Raw genomic sequence first — 16656 nt, forward strand, 5'->3', positions numbered from 1 at the left:
GGCAAAGACCTCCTTGGTTAACTTTAAACGTGAAGCATATAAAATGCACCGCTTTAAGCAAAATAACAATTTTTAAACTATCGATATATTACGCTTTACTTCTACGATCAGCGAGAACCGCCAGCAAGATAACTCCGCCTTTAGCAATTTGCTGATAGTAAGATGACACTTCAAGAGTATTAAGAGCATTATTCAATACGCCAATGATTAAAGCACCAATTAAGGTACCAAAAAGTGTACCACGACCACCAGAAAGGCTGGTGCCGCCAACAACAACAGCTGCAATGGCATCAAGCTCGTAGCTAGTTCCCGCTGTTGGTTGCGCACTACCAAGGCGCGATGTTTCAATAATAGCGGCAAGTGCAGCGGTAAAACCGCATAGGGCATAAACCGCAATTTTAACCCGATTGACATTTACACCAGCAAGACGGGCTACGGTTTCATTACCACCAATAGCGTAAACATAACGGCCGAAACGAGTGCAGGTTAAAATAATTCCACCGATGATAAAAAAGGCAAGCGTCAATATAACTGGAAAAGGTACAACGCCGATATATCCTGTGCCGATAAAGGAAAAAATATCGGCATTATCACCAAAACCAAGATTAATCGGCTGACCATTGGTATAAACAAGGGTGGCACCACGTAAAATAGACATGGTCACCAAAGTGGCTACAAAGGGCTGCACACGACCATAAGTGATAATAGCCCCGCTTACACTGCCTAAAACAACCCCAACCATTAAGGCTGCCCCCATAGCAAGAAATGCATCATAGCCTAAACCAATTAAGGAAGCTGCAATTGCACCACTTATGGCAAGGACAGAACCTACTGACAAATCAATACCACCGGTTAAAATAACACAGGTCATTCCCAGTGCAATTAAAGCATTGGGGGATGCTTGTCGCAAAAGATTAAGGATATTACGTTGTTCCAAAAATTCAGGCTGCCTAATTGCAACCGCTACAACAAGGATAATCAATCCCCATAAGGCAGGGTTGGTTAATATTTTTAAAAACCCTTCTGAAACTGGCGAAGCCGCTTGACGTGTCATTTTATTCCTTTCCTGCCAAAGCCAATGCCATGACAGCTTCTTGAGTGGCCAAATCTTTTGACAATTCACCGGTAATACGGCCATTTGCCATAACCATTACCCGATCAGACATGCCTAAAAGCTCTGGCATATCCGATGATAAAAGTATGATCGCCATACCTTTTTCTTTAAGGGAATTCATCATCATGTAAATTTCACGCCGCGCACCAACGTCAACGCCGCGGGTTGGCTCATCAAATATGATTAATTGTGGCTCGCTCATTAATGATTTGGCAATGGAAACCTTTTGCTGATTACCACCACTCATGGTTGATACAGATGCGCCTAACGATGCCGCTTTGATTGAAAAAGCTTCGACATAATTTTGTGTTGCCGCACGCTCTTTTGAAAAATTTAAGAATTGACCAAGATGTAAAAAACTATGTAACGCACTTAGCGTCATATTACGACCAATACCTTGGGATTGGATTAGCCCTTCCGCCTTACGGTCTTCTGAAACATAGGAAATACCAGCCTTTACCGCATCTTTTGGGGAATGAATGGTGATCTCTTTATTATCAAGCAATATGGTGCCTTTGACCATTTTGTTTGCACCATATATTGCTTTGGCAAGCTCTGTGCGCCCTGCCCCCATTAAACCGCCAAACCCTAAGATTTCACCAGCAGCAACACCAAACGAAACATCATCTACACCAAGTGCAGATAAATTCTTGACCTCAAATTTAATCGCCGATGGCTTTGCTTTATCATATGGATATTGATCTTTAATTTCACGCCCGACCATATGGGCAATCAGCAAATCTTCATTCAGTTTTTTTACTTCGCCAGTAAACACCATTTCGCCATCGCGCAAGACAGAAACATCGTCACATAATTCAAAAATTTCGCCAAGACGATGGGATATATAGACAATAGCTTTGCCCTTGCTGGCAAGATCGCGAATAACGGCAAAAAGTACTTCGGTTTCTGCTTCGGCAAGCGAATCCGTTGGCTCGTCCATGATAATGACATCGGCATCAAATAAAACAGCTCGGGCAATCTCTACCATTTGCTGTTTGCCAATGCTTAAATTGCCAACTTCGGTTGACGGCGAAAAATCTTGGCGCAAGCGCTTAAGAGCCTGCGCTACAAGCTTACGCTGTTCCCCGCTCTTAATTAGCCCTATTTTATTGACCTTCTCGCGGCCTAAAAATAAATTTTCTGTAACCGTTAAATCTGGTAAAAGATTTAACTCTTGATGGATAATAGCAACACCGGCCTCAATTGCCGATTTCGGTGATTGGGGCTGATAGGGCTTACCATTTAAAAGCATTTCGCTGCCATTATCAGGCTCATAAATGCCACTAATAATCCGCATCAAAGTCGATTTACCAGCACCATTTTCACCAACCAATGCATGGATCCGACCAGGTTTAAGGGTAAGATTAACCGACTTTAATACCGAAACGCCGTTAAAACTTTTTGATATATTTTTTAAGCTTAAAATACTCGTCACAAATTTTACCTATGATCCTCATCAGATCGTTTGACTGTTAAATGATACCAACAAAATTTAAAACGCGACCCCAGCATGCATAACCATATTGGCATAGGGTGAAAACTCACCAGTGCGAATAATCAGCCGCGCTTTTTGGCTCAAAACCTTAAAATCCTCATGCGACAGGCTCGATACTTTAATTTCCTTTGATTGGCTTTTGCTCCAATTTAAGATATCATCGTTCAACTGTGAGAGTAGCTCGCTATTCATACTGGCCATTTCATTGGCAATAGTAATTGCTTCAACTGGCATTTCTGCAGCAATTAAATTAGATACCTCTAAAAAAGACGGCAAATTAGCACGAATAGCAAGGTCAATTTTAGGCACACCCGCCGGTATTGGTAACCCTGCATCAGCAATAACGATCATATCAGTATGACCAAGTGACGCCAGCGCACCAATTAATTCAGCATGTAGTAAACCTGAAAAACGCATTTCAACCTCTTAAATTTTACAAAAACAGCCCAATGCTGCCCTCGTGCACTTTTAATAAAAGATGAAATACCTTTTACATGAAAGGTGCGACAAATAGAAATATAGAGTGATTTACGCACAATTAATCACTCTTAAAGTTTGTGGTCTTTAAGCAAAACAGCAATACATAAGCAAATGCTTTTAGACAAATTTGCAAATTAAATCGATTAAATTTGAACTTGTTAGCTAAATGCTTGATTATTTCATCTATATTAACAGCTCTAAAACAGCAAAATACAATCACGATTCGCTATTACTTTAAAAAGGGTCTTGCCTAGTGGAGTGATAATTAATTATCGTAAAGCTATGATAAGACATGAAAAATAAGTATTATATCCGCAGTAAAATTTCTGAACAGAAAATTCGTGACATTGCTTGCTGTTTTGTGGATGATTTAACTGCGCTTCAAACCTCACAATTAACTGGGCTAAACCGTAATACCTATTTATTAGGGGCTGCGTGAACGCATCTATTTAGCTTGCACAGCTTAAGCGCCCTATGTTTAGTATTGTTGAAGTTGATGAAAGTCTATTCGATCCTCGTTGGTAATGGGCAAAGGTGGGCGCGGTGCATTTGGCAAGACAACAGTTTTCGGTATATTTGAACGAGAGGGGCAAGTTTAGAATGAAATTGTGACAAACTGCTCAAAAGCGACGTTCCATTTACACCTAAAGACAAGTGAATGGTGATTTAAAAACCAGTCTTCCAATAATGTAAAAATCTTGCTAAAATATCTAAGATTAAACCCGCTTAATTAGGCAAAACCCATTTATTATATAGTTTGAGTGGTGGTAGTAAGGATTCTGTTGCATTGCAAATCCATAATTTAGACTTTGTTGGCCGCACCATTGGTGGAAATCCTGCAACCATGCGTCAAGTGCCACCTAACTCGAACCCGCTAAAAGAATGGGCTTTTATGTTTGTTCTAGGGGGCGCGAAATATTCCGTTCATAGCTGTTATGGTTTACAACAAAATGGTTGTTACGAAGATTATGGGCGGCCAATAACCACTAACATCAAGGCAAATAACAAATAAGGGGTAATCATAATACGTAAATATATTATACTTATATGTATTGCATTGGGGCTAATTGGTTGTTCACGAGCCTATTTCCAACCGCCTCCATCAGATGCTGAATATTATAAAAAACCGGGTTACGATGTAGCACAAACGCGTGCTGAATTGGAAAAATGCGGCCAGAATAGGAAGCTATTAGCTCATCCTACACCACTTGCCATAATAGCTAACGAATCGACTAGAGTACGGTTTTGTATGGAAGACAAAGGTTTTGTTGGCGAAGATGGCTTTACTGCAGCCAAGGCTTGTTGGCGTTATTATCAGGAAACATTAAAAATAAAATTGCCCGTTTGTATTGCTCGTGGTGTCTTTAAATAGATTTGAGTGATTAAAGCTGTAAGGATACAATGCCTCTAAACAGTTAGGTAAATATGCTGTTTGGGGGCATTATATGCCAATATTAGAAAATGAATTCTGATAATTGGTTTATTTTAACTTATTTAAATATCCCCACATGCAATCTAAACCAGGTAAGTTCCACTATATACTGAGCATCCAAAATATCGCATGGTTTATACGTCAAAGGGCGTCCAACAGTACAGTTTTTTGAAGAAACGGTTCGATAATTGACCATTCATCATCTAAACTATCGCTTGCATAACGCCTAAAATTGCGTTCACAGTCGTTTGCAATTAATTTTGGTCAACGTCATTTAAGCCGCTGTTTTGTGGTAACAACAGAAAATCAACTACAACTGAAATCACGAAAACTTAATTTTTGGTCAAGTTCTTAAATCTATACATCAAAATGGCACTGTTGATATGGGCTTGCTATTTATAGCCACATATCTCCAGTGCCAATTATTTACAAATAATAAAAGTTAAACTTAACTATTATTCTTAACCAGCATATTGGTTAAGTGCGCGCTGCAGTGAATTTACCTCTTGTTCAAGACGTAAAAGATCTGCAGCTGGTGTTGCGCGATTATTTCGCGCTGCACGAAGACGAGCTTGCGCCTGATTATATTGCTGGCGCAATTGGCTTGCCTTGGCTTGGCGGTTTACAGCAGTTTGCCGTAATTGTGCAGTTTGCTGGCTATAGGTTCCATTTGAAATATTGGAACGGGCACAATAATAGCCGTCAAAACGTGCGTCACCTGTGCAAGAACTTTGGCAGCCGCTAAGAGCCGTTACAGAGCCCAACATGCCAATGACAACCAATTGAAAAAACTTTTTGGTTAAACCAGTCATATCTTAACTAATCCTTTAATAAAAAGCTGCCGATATGGGTGACATTATCACCAAATCAGCAGCGGCTATATCATTAGCTATCAGCGCGGCTAACGGCTGTTTGCATACGTGCCAACTGGCTCTTAAGCTGGTTGCGCTGTGTGGTTAGCTGGGCAACACGTTGCTTAGCAGCTGCGCTGTTGCTGTTAGCGGTAGCGCGCTTCAAATCATTAAGATCCTGATCGGCCTGCTCAACATATTGGCTAACAACCTTAACATTACCACGTGCGCTTTCCACCTGTTTGCGATATGCATCTTTTGACATCGCACCACTTGCAAGGTTCTTCTTACTATTTGCAAGACGTGTGGTTTCTTCGCTGATTAGACGATTGGTCAAACCATTGATTTTACTATAATGGGCAATGCTCTTATCGGCACTTGCGATAATCTGACGTAAACTATCCTGTTCAGCTGCAATACCGCGAGTTTGTTGGTTGACGCGGTTTGCATCTGCGCCACCAATAACACCGCCGCCAACGCCGCCGATAATTGCACCACGTGTGATTGAGCGGCTATCGCCACCAGCAATTGCGCCAATTGCTGCACCTGCAAGCGCACCAATGACAGCACCAGTTGCAACACCTTGTACAATACGGGTACGTTCTGTTTGCTGTTGACGTAAGGCAATTTCCGTTGGGGTCATCGTTGAGGGGTCAATCGCAGTCGTTGTATTGGTGCAACCACTTGCCAAAACTGAAACAGCTAAAAGACCTGCAACAATCCGCTTGGAAATAAAGGACATTATTTTCTCCTGTAATGACGATCTATGTTATAACTTACCTTGCTTCATACCATTGCAGGAGCTGCATATATTGTTGCTAAACTCAAAAATTATAGCTTAAGCCCATGAAAGCTTAGATCATTCCCTCTTGGGAAATAATGATTAAACCATAACACTTAGGCATATTACAAATTACATGAAATAATCTGTTGCCCAAATTTCCAAATTTAGCCTATCCCTCTCACCACATTTGGCTTTTCAATTGCAATTAAAAAACTGCTGTCAAATCCCCTGCCAGCCAATTTATGCAAAATTTGCCACATTTCTAATCAAGGCATCTTATCAACAACAAAATCCCAATAAAAGACAAGCCTTATTTTTACCAATTATTAACTTTACACAGTAAAACATCAAAACCCAATTTAATCATTACGGTAGAAGGCTTTTTCTTAACCATAATGCTAAGCAATTCACTATTAAGATTTCAAAATATATTAAAATAAGAAATTTTAAGGCTTGCTAAGTATAAGAAAATACTAATTTAAAAAGAAATCTTTACATTTTTTAACATACAGCAATGCTAATGTATCCTATATTAGCATATTTAATTTTTGCTTATTATTGCATCGACTTATATTCATTAAAAAAAGGGGCGTAAAAGCTCCTTTTTCAATGATGAATGTTTAAGGTTCTGTCCCAGATCGATTAATTAAACCATGGATGGGCGCCGATAAGCCTATCGACAATGGCACGGGTTTGAGTAACATTGCCAGCATGATAATCGGCTATTTGTTGCATGGCCTCATCGACATAGCGCACCAATGCTTGACGCTTTTGCTCGGTCAATTCACGCTTAACGATATCACCTTGCACTGCAACCTTATTGCCCTGATCTGTTGCAATTTGTACGATAGAATCGGTATATATCGTCACAAACATATCAAAATTTTCACGCTCGCGTTTAAAGCGCGTTCTTGTGCTTTCTTTCAAATCGGCTGGAAAATCAGGATCATTTAAATTCGCATAAAAATTATCAAGGGCGCGTGAAGCCAAATGTAATTCACGTGCCGACATGCCGGCATTAAAAATCGCACGGCGTAAACTGCGATTTTCAACGTCATTTCGGCGTGTAAACTCTGTTTCCAACCGAGTACGCAAGCCAGCAATTTCTGTTTTCAAAGGCCCTTCAATCCGCGCTTCAATTTCTTGCAATTGCATACTAGGTTGATTGGCAGCATCTCCCTCAACTTGCTTACTTAATTCCTTAAACGCCGCTTCCAAACGCTCAACAGAAGCAAGGTCACCAATGGATGGGGTGCTGATGACTAATCTAAAACCAGCAGTACGGCGCCGCATTTCACCTTTTGAATCTTGCGAGAAAAATGGATATTCATCACGACGCGACGAAGTTAAAGTTTCTGGATTATCTAAGAACGAACCACCGCGCACAACAAAACCACCAACTGCGCCATGCAAGCGATCAAGTCTGGTTAAGCGAAACGGATCGAGCATAATTTCTTCGGCATTGCCATAAAGATCATAAAGACCAAGGGGATTAGGATTTTTTTGACCAATTGGTTTTGCTTTGCCGCTTGCTGATTGTGCGCCATTATACCAAGCATAATCATCAATAGAGCCATTGGTGAAAAAGCGGCTGTTGCTGCGTTCGGCTGCGCTAACCGATAGACCACCACGGGTGGCAAATTCCCACTCAACTTCAGTTGGGAGGCGAACATAACCATTTTGCGCGCCAATTGCAGTGAGCTGGGCTAGATCATCCTTGTAAAGCCAAGCATTTAAACGGCGGGTAAATTCCACCGCATCATACCAGCTAATACCCGTTTCAGGTAATGCATCTGGTGGCCCCATACGGGTGGGACATTTTTCGGGACTATCTGCCATCACCGCTTGATATTGCGCATGGCTAATTTCATATTTTCCCATTAAAAAGAAATTGCCGCGCTCATTGGTTAATGCACCACTAATATGCTCTTCACGGCGATATTCCATATAAGCACGCTCACCCTCAGTCGCGCCAAGGCTTACTGGGCTATCGCTTAAGGGTGCGCTTGTTGAATTTTCGTCCATAACCACAGTTTGCACGGCACGAAAAACGATTTTGCCATCACAGGGTAAATCAATAACCACATCACCATCTGCAGGCTTTGGGTTCCAAACCCGCATTGTCCACTCAGCAGAAAGTGCGCTACCACTAAATGTGACCCATGATAAAGCAGCAATACTGATGGCAGAAGCACATTTACGCCACGGTTTAAATGATGATAAAATTGGATTAAATTTATTCAGCACGAAGAGCCCCTCCCGGTGCAACAGTCACAAAACGCCATGCCGATAGCGCGGTGACAATAAGAATAAGGAACATAGTTGCCAAACCTGCAGCGACAAGCTGCATTGGCTCCAAATAGCAATTGGCCGCACCACTGGCAAGACCAAGGGAAAATCGACTATTGATAAAATCTGCAAGGCCTAAATAAAGTCCAATTGCGGTTAAAAGCCCAATGAGGCCCGTCGTTAAACCAAAACCAGCAACAAACCAAAAGATAGTCGCTTTTGATCCGCCCATAAGGCGTAAAAGTGCAATATCACGGCGATGCTTGTCAAACACACCTAAAATACTGGCGCTTGCTGCACCAAAATATGAAATGATCAATAAGCTTGCCACCACTGCAATAATGCCATTTAAAGCCTTTTCAATAGAAACCAGCTTTTCAACATCTGCCGCCCGCGAACTTACCGGATAGCCAAGATCCTCAATCGATTGTGCTAATTTGGGCACAAATTCAATTTGCTTGGCATAAAGACGCAGATTAGCGTGGCGTAAGTGCCGCTCAGATATGGGACGCCCAGCAAGCTCTAAGCGATCAATCGCAAAACCATCAAGAAAAGACTCAACTTCTTCAACCAATGTTGCATTGACAATCGCCTGACTGCCTGATGCCTGAGCTGCATCAATGAGGGCAGTTATTTTTAATGGTTGCGCTAATGTTAGCCTATCGCTTTCACGTTGCGTTCGTAAAATGACTTCATCGCCAATTACCACTTTTAAACTATCGGCAACACGTTTTGAAATAACCGTCTCACCAACATTAGGTGGAGCAATATTTTGCGGTAAAAGGGGATCACCATCGCCGCCCGGCAAAAGCGAAACAGCCTCACGCCCACCATGATTTTTTGGAGATAGCCAAGCGCGCGCTGCTAAACCACGGGTTGTTGGTTGAAAAAATCCAACACCTTCAAGCCCTTTAATCTTAGCAAGTTCAGCAACGCCCAAAGGATGATCGCCGATGAGACGTATTTCAAGATTACGTGGGTCATTACGCAATTCATTAACCAGAGCAGTTAATGTACCGCTTTTCAAACCCCAAAGCACTAAAATGGGGGCAAGCATGGCGGCAAGCACTAAAAGCGATAAAAAAGCTCCGCGTGGGTGTCCAAGAATTGTACGAAGCCCAAGATAAAAGCCAAGCCTCATACCGAAACCTCGCTTATTGTATCATATAAAATAGCCTGCGAAAAACCAGGTTTGATGTTTTCCCGCTCCACCTTTACCAAGCTAAAACCATGACGTGTTGCCAAGCCAACATCATGGGTAATCATAACAATTGCAGTACCTGTATACTCTGCAACACTGGTGATCATCTCCATGCAAATATTTGCAGTTTCATCATCCAATGCACCCGTTGGCTCATCACACATCAAAAAAGCTGGACGATGAGCAAGCGCACGGGCAATAGCGGTTCTTTGTCGCTGCCCAATTGATAGATCTTTTGGATGGGCATCACCATCATTGCCAAGGCCAACTGCCTGCAAAAGTGCCATGATATAATCATCATCGCGTCGCCCTGCCAATTTTTGCTGTACGGCAACATTTTCCTTAACTGTCAAAAATGAAAAAAGCGGGCTTGTTTGTACCACATAGCCAAAAAGATGAGCGCGCAATTGGGCAAGGCGTCCATTTTCGCGACGAATAGCTTTGGCACTAACATCAATTGTGCCAAACTCATCGCCAATAAGCTCGAAATAATCAGATGTTTGTGGGCGACTGGCAAGCGCTAATAAATCCATCGCTGTTGTTTTGCCTGAACCCGTTGCCCCAACAATTGCTTTTTTATCCCCCTCTTGCAACGAAAATGAAGGAATATTTAAGCAAAAGGAACGCTCACGGTCGGTGAGCGTTTTTGTCATGTTTTCAACAAAAATACGAGCCAAAATAATGTCCCTAATTTGTTATCCCTAAAGGCAAAAGATCACGGTAAGCGATCAAGTGAAATAGTCGTTACAAACTCACCTGCCGCTGCATCAGATTGCAGTTGCAACCAAGCATTTGGGTCATTATGCACCCGCTCATAAAAGGCAAGTTTCGATTTTAGATCCAAAATGCGGTCACGTTGCTGCGAGGCTGGCATTTGTACCCAATCCTCGGGTGTTAGGTTAAGAATTTGACTGGTATAGGGTAACCCTTCCAAATATTCGCCAAAAGCATCACCTAGCGGTGCATCTGCAGCTAATTGCCGTGGGTCATTTGAAGCACGCGCTGCCAAATCACGAATATCACGGAAAAACTCCATAGGATCTCCGCTCATTACCTCACTACGATTAACAATGGTGCGCAAAGTTTCCGACAAGGTAGAAAGCTGGTTTTTGGTGAGCATAATACGAATATCAAGAGCGGGCTTAATGGCTGGCTGATCAAAGTCACGATCTATCGTCCATGCTTCATAAAAAGCTGGCGCGGCAGTATTTTCTCGCCGCCCTAAATATTCAAGCTGCATAGCGCGGCTAGCACGGGCAATTTGCGCCGGTGCTGAATTGTCGTCTTCAGCTGGAGCTTCAGTTAAACGACCAGCGGCAATATTATTTAAATCAGTTACAATTTGGGTTGCGGCTGGGCGAATTTGATCAATAAAACCCGAAACATCGGTAGTCGTAATTGGTGTATAAAGTGTTCCGCCAGCAATACGCGACAAGCGGCGATAGGCGTCTTCTGCATATTGATGGTCACGTGCACCTTCAGGGGTACGCACATGCAAGGTGGTGATGCGGATACCCTTTTTACGGGCTAGCTCGTTGATTTCGTCAACAAACAAGGAACCTGCAAAATTGTCGCCATGTTCTGGCTTTCTTGGGCCCGCATCGGTAATCAAAATCATATATTTTAAATCAAACGCATCCCAATCACCGGCCTCAAGACCCGCAAAAACACCACCTAGCGCATCTTCATTTATGCCTTGGGTTGAGCGAGTTGCCGTTTTCATCTTGCTAATTTCAGTTACAAAATCATCGGCGGTGGCAGTTGGCGTCAACCGTTGGAACACTTTGACATGATAGCCAATGCCGCGATTGGTTGTCTCATTTTGACGAAAGCCGATAAGACCAAAATTAATTGGTTTTCCAGAATCTTCAATATCGCCCTTCAATGTTAAAACAGCATCACGCGTTGCATCAATATAGGGCTGCATCGAAATGGTGGTATCAATGACAAACATCACACCAGTTTTGGGTTCATTATGAGCAGCTTGTTGACCATTAGCATCATTAGCCGGTTGGTTAGGCGAATTAGGATTTTGCCCCGCTTGATTTTGTGCTGTGGCTGGTGTTTGTGGATTTTGACCAGCTTGCTCATTTTGCGTGATTGATCCTACCCCTAAAAAGGTACCTTCGGCATCATCATGCAACCAGCCTTTTTCAAAGTCTAAAATTGGCAGGAGATAGAAATTCTCGTCAATTGACGGGATATTTTCTGGCTCTAAAGCAATAACTGGACTGCCTGCTTGTCCTGGGGTTTGACGAAGGGCAGCAATTTTTTCCTTAACGTCACTTGCGCCAATAACATTAACAAGCTTGTTTTTATCAGCAAAGAAAAGTTGGCGTTCGCGGCCGACTTCAACGCGATTGTTAAAAGCTGCAACAATGGAATGTTTCCAATCAACCGCAAATTCTTGCTTTATCCAGCCCTGCGTCGCACCACGGCTATTACCTGCCACTTCCAACACACCATTTTGACGAGCAAACACATAATAAATTTCAAAGGCAGGTAAAGGCTTACCTGCGCTATCGGGTGAATTGCTTTGCGGTAACAAAATTGCGCCGGGTTTAGTGACAATACGCTGATAAAGGGTTTGCCGTCCTTCTTGCTTTAAAGCTTCACGATCTGCATTTTGCGCATGAACTTGCGTTAATGACAGTAATGCAATGAGCAGGCTTACAAGCGCAAGACCTATGACGCGGCCAAAATAGTGAACGTAATTTGGCGCTAAAGAGCGAAAAGTATGGTTCATTGGCAGTAATCCTGAAAGGTTGTGCGTTCATCCGCTGTACCAGAATAGCGTTTTTCACGTAAATTATTGCAAAGGCGGGTTATATTTTCACGCATGGAAGCATCTTGCTCGGCCAATTTGGTCCAGCTTTCAAAAGCACGACGAATATTGGGAGGCGTTATACGATCATTGCCAGTGGCGTTTGATGTTGGATCATTAGCCTTGGCATACCATTCAAGCGCTGCGCGATTGCCTCTTTCACCAGCACGGTAAATTGCTTCAAAACCAATATCGGTATTGCCACCCTCATCATTGCGCAAACTCCGACCAAGATCAAAAAGCCGCTGCGGATCAGTATCGGGTGCTGTTATAAGACCACTCCAACCATCTGGACCAAGAGCAAAATCACGCTGTAGCTGCGTTTGTTCAACAACTGGCTCTGGTGGCGTTGGTTCAACTGGATTAGGTTCAGCTGGTGTAGGTTCAGATGGTGTGGGCTGCTGTGGCTCATTTGATGCTCCCGGCGTTGCCGGTTCACCGCCTGCAACCTGTTCTGTAGGTTGATTAAAAAATGAACTATAAATAAAATAGCCGCCCACAAGAATGGCAACCCAAGCAATGAGCCCAATGATCACAAAAGGCATAACCATAGATTTTTTCTTTGGCACATTGCTACCAAAATTATTTTGTCCAGCAAGCGCTGCATTTACTGCATTTTTTATATTTTCATTATGCGAAAATTCAGCTGTGCGCGGCGGTTCAACAGCTGGCGCTGTATCTTGAACTGCCTTAATCTCAGGAGCAGGTTCTAGCTTTGGCTCTGGCTCCACAGGCTCGGCCGCAAAAACTGGTTCAATCTTTTCTTTTGCTTTTCCGCCATCAATCACACTATTGCGGCTCTTTTTAGGAGCTGGCGTTACAGGTGGCCAAAAAGCAAAAAAAGCAACTTTACCAGCATTCACTGTTACAGCTTCACCATCAAGCACATAATCAACCACATCAGGTCCCAGCAAAACGCGTGCGCCACTTGCCATAGTATCAATTTGTATTGGATCAATGCCAAAGGATTGTGCCTGCCAACCATTGGGCCCTAGATTACCTGCGCTATCAGAGTCACGCGTGATATGAATGACTGCATCATCAGCAATAGGTTCATCAAAAATCAACCAAACATGACCGGGGCCAAATTCCAGAGCGGCAATGATCTCAGCCATTTTTTCCTCTTCCACATCAATCTTAAAGATAACAAATCTTAAAATAAGTTTGCCTATTACAAATACAAGTTAGCCAAACTGTAAAGACCTTTCCATTTGAAAATGAAAAATAGTTTTTTACGCACAGTAATTTAACTTATATCCAGATCATTTCAAAATTTAATTTTGAACAATATCAATATTTTCTAATTATTCATCTTTTGTATTTGTTTTTAAGCAAATCAAATACAAGCACCATATTTAAAACCTAAGCAACACTCGCTAGTCGGCTGGATGTAATGCATCAATAATTCTCCCCAAAGCGGCATTTTGTTCAATATCTATGGTTAAACCCTCTTCGCTTTTTGCATTATCGCTAGCAAGTGCCATAAAGGCAATCGCCCAATCTTCTAGCGTTGTGAGATAGGCTGTTGCTGGCTCAAGGCCGATACCCTTTGCATTAAACGGTGATGGTCCATGATCAAAGACAATGCGTGGCGGCTCGGCATAGTCATTTTTGGGTCGCTCATTCTTTTCCATAAGTGAAACACCAAGATCGGCGATAAAGCGATTAAGGAAACGCTCGCTCACTAACGCTGCTTTAGAAATTTGCTCATCACGGCGATCAACAAAGGCAACTCGCTTAATGGTTTCCGCCATGGCATCAGGCATTTTTAGACGTTTGGCAGCAAAAACAATATCATCAACCATTTCGCGTAAGTGGCTAGGATCCATTTTAGTTTCCGTCAAGAAATGCGGATTATCGACTTGGCGATAAAGGTGACTTATCCAAGTTGCCATGGCAGCACTTACAAATTTTCCCTCGCGACGATTATTGATACTAGACGCGGCTTGCACCGTGTCACCATTATCATCGCTTGTATTTTCCTTTTTTTCCCAAGGACGCAAGCGACGCGGTGCGCTTGGCGTTGCCACTGCATCTTGGCTAATAGGATGGCGATCCATTTCGATCAATGCTTCGTAAAGTTGATCGGTAATACTAGCATTATCAAGCATTAAACCGCTTAGCAATGTACCAAAACGGTGATAGTTTTCCTCTGCAGTGTAAAGAGCGTCCACCACATTGCGTGCGATTTCTTCACGCTCTGCCAAGCGTTTGCCAAGATCTGTTGTGGTATAAAACGGCTTTAATATTGCTAATAAATCTGTATTTAGCTTGTTAAGACGAAAGGCAATTTGTTGATATTTTATTTCAGGACGACAAACTGGGGCAAGGCTTTTAGCAATATAGCTTGCACCGCCATCATTAACCCGCATCATTTCATCAAATGCCGTTTGTGGGTCGTTAAAATGCTCTTGCACATAATCGGTTTCTAAAAAGCCATCACGCAACTCTTTGACCCAATCCTTACGGTCTTCGCGTATATCCACCTCACGCCCACTATCAAAGGTAAACATATCGGCATTCATAACATTGGGGTTGCGCATTAAAAACATATTGCGAAATGGCTGTTGCGGTGTCCACTGTTTGACCCATGAATCAGGGCTTGAACCAAATGGCTTAATCAATGATGCCATCATCCGCCCTTCAAACCGCGTTTTTAACCCCATGGACGAGTCATTAGCCTTTTTTTCAAAATGCATATCAAAACGGGTTAATACAAAGTATAATAGTGGCGGTTTACCAATACGTTCATTTGGTCGCCCACCATGGGTTGTGGCAATCCAATTGGCTGCAACATCGGCAAGCTGATTAACGTCTAAATTGCTTTCTTTAACGCAAAACAGCATGGCAGTAATATCTTGCTCATTGCAGTAACGTTGGAAAAGATATTCAACTTTACCACGCAAAATAAGCGAAGCCATGGTTTCGCGCGGCGCCTCGGTTAAGAAACGTGCTAAACCTTTTGCGCCGCTCTCCTCTTCTTCACCGCTGCCTTGCGGCAAACCACGGGTGCGATAGCCAGGAAAATCGAGCAAATCCGTATGCTCGAAAAAAGGCCAAGGATTATCAGCAAGATTAATCAATAGTTCCGCTGTAAGTGCAGTAATGATCGGCTTATTAAGCGCAACAATTTTGCCATTTGGCGTTGCTACATCAAGCTTAACCGCGTCTTCTTCAATAATATCGCTTAAGGTTTCAACATCAAGGATAGATTGCTGATCCTCGGCTGAAATATCAATAGCACTAAACGGCACAAATACTTCTTCAGCAAAATTTAAGCTTTGCAAGCTTTTGGCAAGATTAAGATAAACATCGCTGATTACCTGATGGCGCCCCCATAAAAGCGATAAAAATTCTGCGAGTTTTGGCAAACTAAGACGCGGTGCAATATCGGCTGCCACTACCCAAAACGAGCCAAGACGTTTGGTTAATTCAAACTCGGCAAGGGTTTTATTAAAATATTCTTCCAAGCCCCAAATATCTTCAATGGTAAGACCATTAGGCTCGCCACTATCGCCACCACTTTGCGCCGCGCCATTGCGAAAAGGCGCAAGAAATGCCTTAATCTCATCTTCTGTTGGCCAAGTCTCATATCGCCCTGGTTGACCATCAAAAAAATAGGCATTGGCAAAAATTTTGATAAGATCGGCATGGCTTAATAGCCGCAAATGAACGGGAAAACCATCAGGGGCAGCTTTTGGGTCACGAATGGTAAAGCGGGTTACAAGGCCGGTTGCTTCTTTACCGCGATCTGGATTAATCGTTGTGATATAATTAACTGGCTTTTCCATGCCTTGGAAACGCGCCATTAAAGCGTCGCCCTTACGGGCTAGCACTGAAATCAAGTGAGACTTTCCTACTTGGCTTGCACCAAATACCGCAACCGCCATTGGTCGGCGCGCAGCTTTTGATAGCTGACCAGCATTAACAATACCAAGGCGCAAGGCGCGCTCAATACGGGCTGCTTGATCGCCAACCAATGCGCGATTATTAGCCTTTTGCAACCAATCAAGCGCCGCACGTGCAGTCTCTTTGGTGGTATCGGCTGCCAAGCCCAAATTTTCATTCGCCTTCATGCTACTTACCTATTGCAAGTGGTTTTAACCAAAGCCGATTAAAACCACGATAAAACAAATATAATCTTTTATGACGAAATATTGCTCTTATTTAAACAGCAATATTTCGA

Annotated in this window: 14 protein-coding genes; 3 read left to right on the top strand and 11 right to left on the bottom strand. The window is 42.7% G+C overall.

The window, feature by feature from the left end:
- Positions 1–88: 88 nt before the first annotated feature.
- Genes rbsC through rbsD form a run of 3 tightly spaced genes read right to left on the bottom strand, consistent with a single transcriptional unit; the run spans position 89 to position 3026 of the window.
- Positions 89–1054 carry a ribose ABC transporter permease gene (gene rbsC, locus N5852_RS12145; RefSeq protein WP_262098034.1) on the bottom strand — a complete coding sequence of 322 codons (966 nt, stop codon included), beginning with the start codon at positions 1052–1054 and terminating at the stop codon, positions 89–91.
- Between the two features lies 1 nt (position 1055).
- On the bottom strand, positions 1056–2549 hold the full coding sequence (locus N5852_RS12150; RefSeq protein WP_262098035.1) for a sugar ABC transporter ATP-binding protein: 1494 nt from the start codon (positions 2547–2549) through the stop codon (positions 1056–1058).
- Positions 2550–2606: 57 nt separating this feature from the next.
- On the bottom strand, positions 2607–3026 hold the full coding sequence (gene rbsD, locus N5852_RS12155; protein WP_262098036.1) for a D-ribose pyranase: 420 nt from the start codon (positions 3024–3026) through the stop codon (positions 2607–2609).
- A gap of 355 nt (positions 3027–3381) precedes the next feature.
- Here rbsD and N5852_RS14755 point away from each other — a divergent pair, with 355 nt between their 5' ends.
- From N5852_RS14755 to N5852_RS12170, 3 genes are all read left to right on the top strand, one after another.
- A complete protein-coding gene (locus N5852_RS14755; protein ID WP_410004213.1) occupies positions 3382–3528 on the top strand; it encodes a hypothetical protein in 147 nt (48 codons plus the stop codon).
- Positions 3529–3876: 348 nt separating this feature from the next.
- Positions 3877–4101: a hypothetical protein gene (locus tag N5852_RS12165; protein WP_262098037.1), complete on the top strand. Its 225-nt coding sequence runs from the start codon at positions 3877–3879 to the stop codon at positions 4099–4101.
- Positions 4102–4338: 237 nt separating this feature from the next.
- Entirely contained in the window at positions 4339–4461 is a 123-nt protein-coding gene (locus N5852_RS12170) for a hypothetical protein (protein WP_262098038.1), read from the top strand.
- Between the two features lie 521 nt (positions 4462–4982).
- Here N5852_RS12170 and N5852_RS12175 read toward each other — a convergent pair.
- The 8 genes from N5852_RS12175 to N5852_RS12210 all read right to left on the bottom strand — a co-directional run bounded on the left by N5852_RS12175 (position 4983) and on the right by N5852_RS12210 (position 16546).
- Positions 4983–5333 carry a hypothetical protein gene (locus tag N5852_RS12175; RefSeq protein WP_262098039.1) on the bottom strand — a complete coding sequence of 117 codons (351 nt, stop codon included), beginning with the start codon at positions 5331–5333 and terminating at the stop codon, positions 4983–4985.
- A gap of 73 nt (positions 5334–5406) precedes the next feature.
- Positions 5407–6114: a YMGG-like glycine zipper-containing protein gene (locus N5852_RS12180; RefSeq protein ID WP_262098040.1), complete on the bottom strand. Its 708-nt coding sequence runs from the start codon at positions 6112–6114 to the stop codon at positions 5407–5409.
- 684 nt (positions 6115–6798) lie between these two features.
- Positions 6799–8403: a formylglycine-generating enzyme family protein gene (locus N5852_RS12185; RefSeq protein WP_262098041.1), complete on the bottom strand. Its 1605-nt coding sequence runs from the start codon at positions 8401–8403 to the stop codon at positions 6799–6801.
- Positions 8393–9586 carry an ABC transporter permease gene (locus tag N5852_RS12190; protein WP_262098042.1) on the bottom strand — a complete coding sequence of 398 codons (1194 nt, stop codon included), beginning with the start codon at positions 9584–9586 and terminating at the stop codon, positions 8393–8395. Before N5852_RS12190 ends, N5852_RS12185 begins: the two co-directional genes overlap by 11 nt.
- Positions 9583–10323 (bottom strand): ABC transporter ATP-binding protein, encoded by a 741-nt coding sequence (locus N5852_RS12195; RefSeq protein WP_262098043.1) that lies wholly within the window; start codon positions 10321–10323, stop codon positions 9583–9585. Before N5852_RS12195 ends, N5852_RS12190 begins: the two co-directional genes overlap by 4 nt.
- Before the next feature lie 38 nt (positions 10324–10361).
- The gene (locus N5852_RS12200; protein ID WP_262098044.1) at positions 10362–12392 is read right to left on the bottom strand and encodes a vWA domain-containing protein; all 2031 of its coding nucleotides are present in this window, start codon (positions 12390–12392) and stop codon (positions 10362–10364) included.
- Positions 12389–13585: a hypothetical protein gene (locus tag N5852_RS12205; RefSeq protein ID WP_262098045.1), complete on the bottom strand. Its 1197-nt coding sequence runs from the start codon at positions 13583–13585 to the stop codon at positions 12389–12391. The genes N5852_RS12200 and N5852_RS12205 overlap by 4 nt, the downstream gene beginning before the upstream one ends.
- A 261-nt stretch (positions 13586–13846) precedes the next feature.
- A complete protein-coding gene (locus tag N5852_RS12210) occupies positions 13847–16546 on the bottom strand; it encodes a virulence factor SrfC family protein (protein ID WP_262098046.1) in 2700 nt (899 codons plus the stop codon).
- Positions 16547–16656: the final 110 nt, after the last annotated feature.

It is taken from the genome of Bartonella sp. HY328 (assembly GCF_025449335.1).
Lineage (GTDB): Bacteria > Pseudomonadota > Alphaproteobacteria > Rhizobiales > Rhizobiaceae > HY038.

Excerpts from the sequence above, each read along its gene's own strand:
- N5852_RS12190 (WP_262098042.1), bottom strand. The coding sequence starts at position 9,586 with ATGAGGCTTGGCTTTTATCTTGGGCTTCGTACAATTCTTGGACACCCA.
- N5852_RS12175 (WP_262098039.1), bottom strand. The coding sequence starts at position 5,333 with ATGACTGGTTTAACCAAAAAGTTTTTTCAATTGGTTGTCATTGGCATG.
- N5852_RS14755 (WP_410004213.1), top strand. The coding sequence starts at position 3,382 with ATGAAAAATAAGTATTATATCCGCAGTAAAATTTCTGAACAGAAAATT.
- N5852_RS12170 (WP_262098038.1), top strand. The coding sequence starts at position 4,339 with ATGGAAGACAAAGGTTTTGTTGGCGAAGATGGCTTTACTGCAGCCAAG.
- rbsC (WP_262098034.1), bottom strand. The coding sequence starts at position 1,054 with ATGACACGTCAAGCGGCTTCGCCAGTTTCAGAAGGGTTTTTAAAAATA.
- N5852_RS12205 (WP_262098045.1), bottom strand. The coding sequence starts at position 13,585 with ATGGCTGAGATCATTGCCGCTCTGGAATTTGGCCCCGGTCATGTTTGG.
- N5852_RS12210 (WP_262098046.1), bottom strand. The coding sequence starts at position 16,546 with ATGAAGGCGAATGAAAATTTGGGCTTGGCAGCCGATACCACCAAAGAG.
- rbsD (WP_262098036.1), bottom strand. The coding sequence starts at position 3,026 with ATGCGTTTTTCAGGTTTACTACATGCTGAATTAATTGGTGCGCTGGCG.
- N5852_RS12200 (WP_262098044.1), bottom strand. The coding sequence starts at position 12,392 with ATGAACCATACTTTTCGCTCTTTAGCGCCAAATTACGTTCACTATTTT.
- N5852_RS12180 (WP_262098040.1), bottom strand. The coding sequence starts at position 6,114 with ATGTCCTTTATTTCCAAGCGGATTGTTGCAGGTCTTTTAGCTGTTTCA.